Here is a 6,558-nt window from a genome sequence, read left to right on the forward strand (position 1 = left end):
CTGATCACCGCCAACCCGAATGATCTTTTTCAGATCCCTGTCAGCCCGTCCGAGCCGATATAGGCAATGCGCAGCATGTTGGTCGAGCCGGGCGTGCGCAGCGGCACACCGGCCGAGATGATGATGCGGTCACCCGGATTGCCGAACTCTTCCTGATAGGCGATGTGGCAGGCGCGGTCGACCATGTCGTCAAGGTCGGTTGCATCTTCCGTGACAACGCAGTGCAGGCCCCAGACGAGCGAGAGCTTGCGTGCCGTCTCGACAACCGGCGACAGGGCGATGATCGGCAGCAATGGCCGTTCACGCGCCGCGCGCAGGCCCGTGGTGCCTGATGCCGTATAGGTGACGATGGCGGACAGGTTGAGCGTTTCGGCGATCTGCCGGGCGGCAAGCGAAATGGCGTCCGCGCCGGTGGCATTCGGCTCGGGGCGCTGCGCATGGATGATGCCGGGATAGTTCGGGTCGCGTTCGACCTCTTCGGCGATGCGGGCCATGGTGGAAACCGCTTCGACCGGGTAGTCACCGGCAGCCGATTCGGCTGATAGCATCACGGCATCGGCGCCTTCGAACACGGCGGTTGCCACGTCGGACACTTCGGCGCGGGTCGGGACCGGCGCGGTGATCATCGATTCCAGCATCTGCGTGGCGACGACGACCGGCTTGCCGGCGCGGCGGCAGGCGCGGATGATCTGTTTCTGGATGCCGGGAACGGATTCCAGCGGCATTTCAACGCCAAGATCGCCACGGGCAACCATCAGCGCATCGGAGAGCTCGATGATCTCAGCAAGGCGGGTGACGGCCTGCGGCTTCTCGATCTTCGAGAGCAGGGCAACGCGGCCGCGCGAGATCTTGCGCACTTCGGCAAGATCCTCCGGCCGCTGGATAAACGACAGGGCCACCCAGTCGACCTCTTCCTGCAGCACGGCATCGAGGTCGCGGCGGTCCTTTTCCGTCAGGGCGCCGACGCCCAGCGTGGTGTCGGGCAGGCTGACGCCCTTCTTGTCGGAAATCTTGGTGCCGGACACGACGCGGCAGGTGATCGACTTGCCATCGGACGATTCGGCGACCAGCGCTAGCTTGCCGTCATCGATCAGCAGGCGGTGGCCCGCTTCGACGGCTTCGAGAATTTCCGGATGCGGCAGGAACACGCGGGTGTTGTCGCCCAACGCTTCATTGTTGTCGAGGGTGAAGATCTGGCCGGGAACGAGGTCGACCTTGCCCTCGGCGAACTTGCCGACGCGCAGCTTTGGTCCCTGCAGATCGGCGAGAATGCCGATCGGGCGGCCCACTTCCTTTTCGACATTGCGCAGGCGGCGCACGAGTTCGCGCATGAGATCATGGCTGGCATGGCTCATGTTGATGCGGAACACGTCGGCACCGGCTTCGAACAATTTGCGAATCATCGCTTCGTCGGATGAAGCGGGACCCAGTGTGGCGAGGATTTTGACCTTACGGCGGCGTCTCATCGAGGAGGGGTATCCGTTACAATTGGAGCTGAGGGAGGATTTTCTTCCGTAAGCTGGACCATCCAGCTTGATTGTTCGCCGGTATCATACTCCTGAAATCCCGCCCGCTGAAACCCGCGTGCAAAACAGTCATTGATACCGGTAATCTTGAATTGGTTTTCCGCCACGCACATGTTGACCTTGCCATCCCAGCGGCCGCCGCTCTGGGCGTCCTCGGCATAGAGGTAGTAATAGCGCGACGTCAGCGGACCGACGACCAGCGTGGTGCAGGAGGATGCGTTGACATGCCACCAGCCCTCGGTGATCCAGCCGGTCTTCGCCCGGTAGCCAAGCGCGACGCCCACCAGATTTTGCGTGGTGTTGCACACGCGGAAATCCGCATGGGCCTCATCCGGTGCAAAGACACTGCCTGCTGCGAAAATGAATAAAAAAGCCGCTAGAAAGCTGCTCCATCGCGTCCGCTGATGCTGGTCAGCGCGGAAAATGATGCCCCTGCGCAATATTGCCTCCGTCCGTCTTAGACTCCTTTTCCGCAGTTTCACATGCATTGTCAACGCGCTAATGGGCGGAACATGCCGTTCCTGCTGACCTGTGACAAAAGATTGATGGTTGCATTCCCGATCAGGGCATGAAACACAAAAAATTCTCCCGAATAATCGCGCAAGAGAACGTTCCAATGCCGTTTTCCCCCTTTCATCTCGTCCATGGCAGCAATGACAGAGGACTGGTGCTTCTGGCCGATCATGCCCACCGGGATCTGCCGGAGGAATACGGCTCCCTCGGGCTGCCGCCGCAGCAGTTCGAACGGCATATCGCCTATGATATCGGCGTCGAGCCGTTGACGCGCAAACTGGCGGCAATGCTCGGTGTTCCGGCCGTGCTGGGCGGGTTTTCCCGCCTGCTGATCGATCCGAACCGCGGCGAAGACGATCCCACGCTGATCATGCGCCTCTCCGACGGGGCGATCATTCCGGGAAACAACCCGATGCCGGACGCCGAGCATCAAAGACGCGTGAATGATTTCTATCGCCCCTATCACACGGCTGTTTCGGACATGATCCAGGCGGTTGCCGGGGCGAGCGGCAAGGCGCCGCTGGTCATTTCCATCCATTCCTTCACCGCCTTCTGGAAAACGACGCCGCGGCCATGGCATGCGGGCATTCTCTGGGACAGCGATCCGCGCGCGGTTCTGCCGCTCATAAAAGCCCTGGAAGCCGATCCGCAGCTGGTGGTCGGTGACAACGAACCCTATGACGGCGCACTGCGCAACGATACGATGTTCAAGCATTGCATCGTGCCGGGGCTTGCCCATGCGCTGATCGAGGTGCGGCAGGATCTGATCGCCGACGAGAAGGGTGTCGATGAATGGGCAGACCGGCTTGCCCCGATCCTTGACGCAATCAACGCCGATCCCGATATACATGTTATCAGGCAATACGGCTCGCGCACCGGCCCACTGGAAGAGGTTTGACCATGAGCAATGTCAGCGAAGAACAGCGTATCGCCCTTGAAGCCGCTGCGTTCCGGCGGCTGCTGGAGCATCTGCGCGCACGCAGCGACGTGCAGAACATCGACCTGATGAATCTGGCCGGTTTCTGCCGCAACTGCCTGTCCAACTGGTATCGGGAAGCGGCGGATGCGGCGGGCGTGCCCCTGTCAAAGGATGAATCGCGTGAGATCATCTATGGCGAACCCTATGCGGAATGGCAGGCCAAGCACCAGCGCGAGGCCAGCGATGCGCAGAAGGCCGCCTTTGAGGTCACTAAGCCTTCGCATTGACGAACCACGCCGCAGCGGCGGCCGAAACCGCCCTGATCCCGACTCTATTGTCTTGACTCATTGCGCTGTGGTCGGGCATCGGAACCGCAGAGGCGGCGTTCGCGAGTCGCACAATCAATTTTTACGGAGCAAGATATGAGCATGGATGATGTAGCGCCACAGGGCGGTGTCGAAGGTGTTGCGGCTGCGGAATTGCGGCAGTTCATCGAGCGCATCGAGCGCCTTGAGGAAGAAAAGACCACGCTTCAGGACGACATCAAGGAAGTGATGGCGGAAGCCAAGGGCCGCGGCTACGACACCAAGATCATCCGCACGATCGTCCGCCTGCGCAAGAAGGATGCGAACGAGCGCAAGGAAGAGGAAGCGATCCTCGAATTGTACATGAACGCCCTCGGCATGGTCTGAGCCTTCAGGACAAACGACAGCTGAAACGGGATTGGATGTGCAGACGGTGCTGCACCCTATCCGATCCCGTTTGGTCAGCTGCTCGCTCGAGACTACCCCCGCGAAGTCCTGCCCGCGGGATTTTCCCCGAGAAGATATCCAAGCAGTTCAAGCATGTTCGCCCGGACATCGGCGAGGCCCTGCGATGCCAGAATTTCCAGGCCGATCAGCGCGCCGTAGAGAATCCGGGCATTTGTTCCGCTCCGGTCTGCGGACTGGCCGCACGTCCGGAAAAGCTGCGCGAGATAGGCCAGGCGCCGTTCATCCACCGATTTGAGGATTGCCGCGGTCGCGGCATCATGGCGGGCCCATTCGCGGATGGCGCTTTCCGTCCGGTCGCCGCCATAGGCCGAACTTGGCACGCCGGTTGCCTCGATCACCAGTGCCTGCAGCTGCTCCCGCGGCGTTGTCCCGATGGCCTCGACATCGCTGATGATGGCATCGGTCGCCAGATGCTGCCAGTGCGCCAGCATCTGCGCCTTCAGCGCCGGCACATCCCTGAAATGCCAGTAGAACGAGCCCTTGCTGACCTTGAGATCGCGGGCAATCGCCTCGGCCCGGATCGCTTGCGCGCCGCCCTGGCTCAGGGCGCGGAAAGCGGCGCTGATCCAGTCTTCGGCTGAGAGGGTCTTTCGGGTCGGCATTGCCATTCCATACGCTGCCGTATTGACCGGGGCAAGCGGCAATGTTTATATACGCCACCGTATGGTCGACTGGATTGAAGGACGTATCATGAGCAAATGCACTGCCGCCGCTGCAATCGTGTTCCCGGTCACGCTCCACATCCGGGCGGGCAGGCCATGATGTACACTCTGGCATGGCTCGTGTTCATCGTGCTGACCATCGTCGCGGCGCTGCATCTCTACTGGGGGTTCGGCGGTCTGTGGCCGGCGCGCGATCAACTGTCCCTGGCTCGGACCGTGGTCGGCTCGAAGGGAATTTCCGCAATGCCGTCACGTGGGGTGACCGTTGTCGTTGCCGCCCTGATCTTCACCGCCGGTGCTCTCGCCCCGATGCAGATGTCCATCATTCCGGCGCTGTTGCCGGCCGGGCTGCTCCGTCTCGGCATGCTGGTGCTGACGATCATATTCCTTGCGCGCGGCGGCCTCAGCTTCACGGCGTTTTTCCGCAACCGGCAGGCCGAGGAGCCCTTCCTGACACTGGACCGCCGCTATTACGGTCCGCTGTGCCTCGTCATCGGGGCGGGTTTCGGTGTGTTGCTGTTCGCCTGAATGCGCCCCGCTTTTTTGGTTTTGAACGTTTGACGGGCATTGCGCGATATTAAACTTCACATGAAGCATCGTGAACGGCTTTAAATTTCTTGAACTGGCCCGGCGACGGGTATAATCGTCTCGCTGCCCACCTATCTTTTCATGATCCATTTCTCTTCCGACTGATGTGATCTGCCGGCATTCGCGTTGGGGCAGCCGCCTCAGCCGTCAGGGAGTAAAATCAATGTCCGTATCCACAGCGCAGCTGTCCATCAAGGCGCCCGCCAATTCGCGGTCCCGCGTCATTCTGGCCAGCCTGATTGGCACCACCATCGAATTCTACGATTTCTACGTCTATGCGACCGCCGCCGTGCTGGTTTTCCCGCATCTGTTCTTTCCGCCCGGCAACGAAACGACGGCCCTTCTGTCGTCCTTCGCCATTTTCGGCGCGGCCATGGTGGCGCGCCCGCTCGGCGCGATCTTCTTCGGCCATCTCGGCGACAAGCGCGGCCGCAAGATCACGCTGGTCGGCGCGCTTCTGACCATGGGTATCGCCACCTTCCTCATCGGCGTCCTGCCGACCTTTGCAACCGTGGGCTGGTTTGCCCCGGCCATGCTGGTCGTGCTGCGGCTGGCGCAGGGTTTTGCGCTTGGCGGTGAATGGAGCGGTGCGGCGCTGGTTGCCACCGAGAATGCACCCGAGGGAAAGCGCGCGATCTTCGGCACGTTTCCGCAACTGGGTGCGCCCATCGGCTTCATCATCGCCAATGGCCTGTTCCTGATCATCGCGGCCATCCTGCCGTCGGATGATCCGTCGCGGCCCTCCCTCGCATTCCTCGACTGGGGCTGGCGCATTCCGTTCCTGTTTTCCGCCGTCATGGTGATCGTCGGCCTGTGGGTCCGGCTCAACCTGGTCGAAAGCGCTGCCTTCGAGAAAACCGTCAGCAAAGGCGAGATCAAGAAGGTGCCGCTGGTGTCCGTGTTCCAGTCGCATTGGAAGCAGCTCGTGCTCGGCACGTTCTACATGCTTGCCACCTATGTGCTGTTCTACCTGATGACCACGTTCTCGCTCAGCTATGGCCGCGCCGCCGCGGCCGGACCGATTGCGGGTCTCGGCTATGACTACACGACCTTCGTCCTGATGATGATTGTCGGCGTGGTGTTCTTCGGCATTTTCACCCTGGTGTCCGGACCATGGGCGGACCGCTGGGGCCGCCGCAAGACACTGATCTGGGTGACGCTCGCAATTATCGTGTTCGGCCTCCTGTGGGTGCCGATGCTGTCTCTGGGCAATGTTGGCGTCATGGCCTGGCTGATCCTCGGCTTCACCCTGATGGGAATGACGTTTGGTCCGATGGGCGCCCTGCTGCCGGAACTGTTCCCGGTGAGCATGCGCTATACCGGCTCGGGTATTTCCTACAATGTCTCGTCGATCCTCGGCGCTGCGGTTGCCCCCTTCATAGCGATTGCGTTGTGGAAGCTCGGCGGCGGCAGCCCGTTCTGGGTTGGCGTCTACCTCTCGGCCATGGCGGTCCTGACATTGATTGCGCTGATCATCGGCAAGGAAACCAAGGACGTCGATATCGAGGCCTAGTTTTCCGGTCGCGAAATACAAAAGGCGCGGCCCGCTGAAAAAAAGGGGCGCGCCCTTTTTTTCT

The 6,558-nt window shown here is 61.2% G+C and carries 8 protein-coding genes; 5 read left to right on the forward strand and 3 right to left on the reverse strand.

What is annotated here, in order from left to right; translation table 11 throughout:
* Positions 1 to 29: 29 nt before the first annotated feature.
* Positions 30 to 1,466 (reverse strand): pyruvate kinase, encoded by a 1,437-nt coding sequence (pyk, locus tag AC1Q5O_RS14130; protein WP_223613694.1) that lies wholly within the window; start codon positions 1,464 to 1,466, stop codon positions 30 to 32.
* Positions 1,463 to 1,954 carry a DUF1036 domain-containing protein gene (locus tag AC1Q5O_RS14135; protein ID WP_464663128.1) on the reverse strand — a complete coding sequence of 164 codons (492 nt, stop codon included), beginning with the start codon at positions 1,952 to 1,954 and terminating at the stop codon, positions 1,463 to 1,465. The genes pyk and AC1Q5O_RS14135 overlap by 4 nt, the downstream gene beginning before the upstream one ends.
* A gap of 188 nt (positions 1,955 to 2,142) precedes the next feature.
* Here AC1Q5O_RS14135 and AC1Q5O_RS14140 point away from each other — a divergent pair, with 188 nt between their 5' ends.
* The 3 genes from AC1Q5O_RS14140 to AC1Q5O_RS14150 all read left to right on the forward strand — a co-directional run bounded on the left by AC1Q5O_RS14140 (position 2,143) and on the right by AC1Q5O_RS14150 (position 3,650).
* Positions 2,143 to 2,937, forward strand: coding sequence for an N-formylglutamate amidohydrolase (locus AC1Q5O_RS14140; protein ID WP_464661623.1), 795 nt, complete (start codon positions 2,143 to 2,145; stop codon positions 2,935 to 2,937).
* Positions 2,938 to 2,939: 2 nt separating this feature from the next.
* Positions 2,940 to 3,245: a DUF1244 domain-containing protein gene (locus AC1Q5O_RS14145; RefSeq protein WP_492563735.1), complete on the forward strand. Its 306-nt coding sequence runs from the start codon at positions 2,940 to 2,942 to the stop codon at positions 3,243 to 3,245.
* 135 nt (positions 3,246 to 3,380) lie between these two features.
* The gene (locus AC1Q5O_RS14150) at positions 3,381 to 3,650 is read left to right on the forward strand and encodes a DUF2312 domain-containing protein (protein WP_175540565.1); all 270 of its coding nucleotides are present in this window, start codon (positions 3,381 to 3,383) and stop codon (positions 3,648 to 3,650) included.
* A gap of 92 nt (positions 3,651 to 3,742) precedes the next feature.
* Here AC1Q5O_RS14150 and AC1Q5O_RS14155 read toward each other — a convergent pair whose 3' ends face one another.
* The gene (locus AC1Q5O_RS14155) at positions 3,743 to 4,333 is read right to left on the reverse strand and encodes a TetR/AcrR family transcriptional regulator (protein ID WP_492563738.1); all 591 of its coding nucleotides are present in this window, start codon (positions 4,331 to 4,333) and stop codon (positions 3,743 to 3,745) included.
* Positions 4,334 to 4,489: 156 nt separating this feature from the next.
* Here AC1Q5O_RS14155 and AC1Q5O_RS14160 point away from each other — a divergent pair, with 156 nt between their 5' ends.
* Positions 4,490 to 4,921, forward strand: a complete 432-nt coding sequence (locus tag AC1Q5O_RS14160) for a DUF3995 domain-containing protein (protein WP_492563740.1) — start codon at positions 4,490 to 4,492, stop codon at positions 4,919 to 4,921.
* 223 nt (positions 4,922 to 5,144) lie between these two features.
* On the forward strand, positions 5,145 to 6,494 hold the full coding sequence (locus AC1Q5O_RS14165) for an MFS transporter (RefSeq protein WP_492563742.1): 1,350 nt from the start codon (positions 5,145 to 5,147) through the stop codon (positions 6,492 to 6,494).
* Positions 6,495 to 6,558 lie beyond the last annotated feature (64 nt).

The organism is Phyllobacterium sp. MT110 (assembly GCF_058792715.1).

Excerpts from the sequence above, each read along its gene's own strand:
- AC1Q5O_RS14145 (WP_492563735.1), top strand. The coding sequence starts at position 2,940 with ATGAGCAATGTCAGCGAAGAACAGCGTATCGCCCTTGAAGCCGCTGCG.
- AC1Q5O_RS14160 (WP_492563740.1), top strand. The coding sequence starts at position 4,490 with ATGATGTACACTCTGGCATGGCTCGTGTTCATCGTGCTGACCATCGTC.
- AC1Q5O_RS14140 (WP_464661623.1), top strand. The coding sequence starts at position 2,143 with ATGCCGTTTTCCCCCTTTCATCTCGTCCATGGCAGCAATGACAGAGGA.
- pyk (WP_223613694.1), bottom strand. The coding sequence starts at position 1,466 with ATGAGACGCCGCCGTAAGGTCAAAATCCTCGCCACACTGGGTCCCGCT.
- AC1Q5O_RS14150 (WP_175540565.1), top strand. The coding sequence starts at position 3,381 with ATGAGCATGGATGATGTAGCGCCACAGGGCGGTGTCGAAGGTGTTGCG.
- AC1Q5O_RS14165 (WP_492563742.1), top strand. The coding sequence starts at position 5,145 with ATGTCCGTATCCACAGCGCAGCTGTCCATCAAGGCGCCCGCCAATTCG.
- AC1Q5O_RS14155 (WP_492563738.1), bottom strand. The coding sequence starts at position 4,333 with ATGCCGACCCGAAAGACCCTCTCAGCCGAAGACTGGATCAGCGCCGCT.